This is a genomic window from Ilumatobacter sp. (assembly GCF_049588435.1).
In the GTDB taxonomy this organism is placed as follows: domain Bacteria; phylum Actinomycetota; class Acidimicrobiia; order Acidimicrobiales; family Ilumatobacteraceae; genus Ilumatobacter_A.
In genome coordinates this window covers 1-3,294 of the sequence record NZ_JBAVYV010000185.1, presented here as the reverse complement: position 1 = coordinate 3,294, position 3,294 = coordinate 1, and the positions used below count along the sequence as shown (strand labels likewise).

The window sequence follows — 3,294 nt, the reverse complement described above, 5'->3', positions numbered from 1 at the left end:
CCCCCCAACGATCCGGGGGGATCAGTCGACGGGATCCGGATTGTGTCGCGAGCCGGCGACGCGGACCGCAGTCCCGGCGGCCAGCAGAACGCACGCCGCGGCGAGAATCAACAGCGGTGTGTTGCCGGTCAGGGGCAGTGAGCCACCGGGGCCGTTCGCATCGCTGGTGACGATGCCCCTCGAGGCGTCATCCGAACCGCTCCCGGCACCTGTCGCCGAAGAGTCGTCGCCGTCGCTGCCCGCACCGGCGTCACCCGAGTCGCCGGTGGCGTTCCCGTCACTCGTGGAATCGTCATCGGCGCCATCGGTGTCGACGGCCGGATCGCCGTCGTCACCGGGATTGCCGTCGTCGGTGGCCGCCGAGGCACACTCGGCTTCCTCGGCGGGCGAGAGCACCGACACGCTGATGTCGCAGATGTCGACGTCGAGGCCGACATCGACGAGCCCGGTGGTCACGTCACCGAGGACCGCACCTCCGCAGCGGACATCCGACGGGCCGAGCACGAGGAACGAGAGGCCGCAGATCAGATCGGCGTCCAGGTCGACCAACGACCCGACGACGTCGCCGCCGTCCGTGCCGTCACCGCCCATGCCCGGAACCGGCAGCGGCGCTCCAGCCTGCGGGAGGAGGTCGATGTCAACCGCCGGTTCGATGCCGGCGTCGACGTCGAGCAACGGTGGTCCGCCGAGGACTCCGCCACCAGCGCCGCCACCGTTGTGTCCGCCCGTCGAGACGGCCACATCGGCCGGAACGGTCACCGAGACATCGGCGACATTTCCGAGCCCGACATCGACACCGAGGTCGAGGTCGACGTCGACGACGTTGCCGCTCGGCGTGGGCGCCGGCGGCGTTGTGGGGGTGGGCGCTGGTGTGGACGGCGTCGGCGTGGTCGTCGGTGTGGGAGCGGGATCGCCGAGGATCGGGAGATCGATGTCGAGATCGAGGTCGATGTCGACCTCGCCACCCGGACACAGCACGAGGATGCAGCGCTCCGACGGAGCCTGACGGACGGGCGCCGAGGACGCATGTGCAGCACTCGGTGTCGCGGCGAGACCGACACCCAGCGCGATGCCGGCGATGCCGACGAGTCGCGTGCCGAGCAGGAATCGTTCGGGGTTCTTTCGAAACATCATGGTGGGCTCCTTGGTTGTCGACACCGCCCGAATCGGCGACGTCCTCACCTGTGCACACCCACCACCGGACGATCCATGACGGTCGTCTTCGAGAAAGTTCGAAGGTTTCTCCAGACGTCCCGACCCGTCGATCGGCGAGTCGTCGACGCGGGAGGCTCAGTTGCCGGATCCGAGGCCGCCGAGGAGGCCGCCCACGGAGGCACCGCCGCCACCCACGACCGCATCGACGACGTCATCCAGCGCGCCCGCCGAGTCGGCCACCGCATCGTCCACGGTCTGGGTCAACGTCGGGTCGGCGACCAGGTCGACGACGACATCCACGACCTCCAGATCCGTCACCGTGCGAGTCGTCCGGTCGACGACCTCGGTCACGGTGTCGACCACGTCGGTGGTGGCATCCACGACCTCGACGACGGCACCTGTCGTGTGGCCGACCACCTCGGTGACGTGCTCGGTGACGTGTTCGACCGGGGGAGCGGACGGGAGTTGGGTGGCATCGACGACCTCGTCGACGAGGGGGAGTTCGCCGTCGACGGATCCATCGGTTCCGTCGACGCCGGCCGGAGCGGGTGCGTTCGCCTCGGCAGCATCCTCGCCGGGCTGGGCTCTCGCGGAGCGTGGCACCGAGACGTCTCCGAACACGAGCGGTTCGCTCACGGTCGCGGCGTCGATCGGTGTGGAATCGGGGCCGTCGTCGATCGGTCCGAACCCGGTCGGCTCGACGTCGTCGCGGACCCCATCGTCGAGTCGCGGCTGCTCTGCTGAGGCTCGCACATCGTCGGGGACCGGCTCGGCATCGACCATGGCACCCAGACCGAGCGCCAGGGTCGCCGTGGCGACGACGGCGGTGATCGGTGTCGCAGCGAGCAGGCCGGCCACCGAGCGACCCGCCATCGCGATGAGCGCTCGCAGTCCGAGGATCAGTGCCGCGAACGGAGCCTTGTCGCCGAGGCCGGACTTCAGCTTCCGAGCACTCACGAGCGCTGCAGCGCAATCGGCGCAGAGGTCGCTGTGGGCGAGCACGGTCGCCGACTTCGCCGCACCGAGGCCACCGTCGACATAGGCGGCCATGAGCGATCGGATCGGCACGCACTCGGCAGCGGTCGTGGGGGTGATCGATGCTCCGATGTAGGCGCGTCGCAGCGCGCATCGCGCCCGGTAGGCGAGTGACGCGGCAGCGGGTGCGGCGATCTCCTCGGTCTCGGCGACCGCGGCGGTCGGCGTCCCTTCGACCTCGACCGACCAGAGGACTCGTCGGTGACGTTCCGACACCGCTCCGAACGCGGTGGTGGCCGCACCCGGTGCGAGATAGGGGTCGTGGTCGTCGGGTCGGTCGAGCGTGTCCGGTGATGCCGGGTCGGCGCGTCCGGAGTCGGTTCGCGTGCGGACCTTGATCACCGTGTTGCGAACCGAGCGAAGGAGATACGGGCGCAGGGCGTCGGTCGGCCCGGCTCCGCGACGCAGGGCGCGCAGCGTGTTGCAGAACACTTCGCTGACCACATCGTCGGCCTCGTAGGCGTCACGACAGAGTCGGCGAGCGAGCCGACAGACCTCCGCCACGTGAAGTGAATACAGCTGGGCGAACGCATCGGTGTCGCCGTCGCGCGCTGCCTCGATGAGGTGGGCTTCGTCGGTTGCGTGTCCGGGCTCGTCACGACGCGAAGTCGACGCGGTTCTCACGGCGTGCCGCGCACTCGCCGTGGTCGTCATCGCGCCACGGTACGTGACGAACGACACGCACCGCAAGGCCTGCGCCACTCTCCGGGATCGGAACGGTGGGTGGCGAGCGGCTTGACGGTGGGTGCGTGACGCCTCAGAGCGAGCGGAGCGTGGCGGCGCGACCGTCGGTCGTCTGGGCTTGGATCACGTAGAAGTCCGCCTCGCGGGCGAGCCGCTGTGCGGGGTGGCGAAGGTCCATCCCGGCTCCGCCGACCGCCGCGAGCAATCCCGTCGTCGCGCGGCGGGCATGGTCGAGACAGGCGGCGCGGTGGTCGCTCGCCGCGTCGACGAGGTCGACTCCCGCTGCGAGACCGGCGATCAGTGCGTCGTCGTCCGACCACAGGCGGGACAACTCGTCGCCGAGGCGAGCCGCCGCGCCGACCGCCTCGTCGGACGGATTCCACGCGGCATCGGCGAGCAGCCGGACCGCGCGTTCCGCCA

The 3,294-nt window shown here is 70.2% G+C and carries 2 protein-coding genes and 1 pseudogene; all 3 read right to left on the bottom strand.

Going from position 1 to position 3,294, the window contains the following annotated elements:
• Nucleotides 1–21: 21 nt before the first annotated feature.
• Nucleotides 22–1,134 (bottom strand): hypothetical protein, encoded by a 1,113-nt coding sequence (locus tag WBV89_RS06760; protein WP_423980566.1) that lies wholly within the window; start codon nucleotides 1,132–1,134, stop codon nucleotides 22–24.
• Between the two features lie 156 nt (nucleotides 1,135–1,290).
• On the bottom strand, nucleotides 1,291–2,844 hold the full coding sequence (locus WBV89_RS06755; protein ID WP_423980565.1) for a sigma factor: 1,554 nt from the start codon (nucleotides 2,842–2,844) through the stop codon (nucleotides 1,291–1,293).
• Nucleotides 2,845–2,947: 103 nt separating this feature from the next.
• A pseudogene (locus WBV89_RS06750) lies at nucleotides 2,948–3,294 on the bottom strand (acyl-CoA dehydrogenase); the annotation flags it as partial.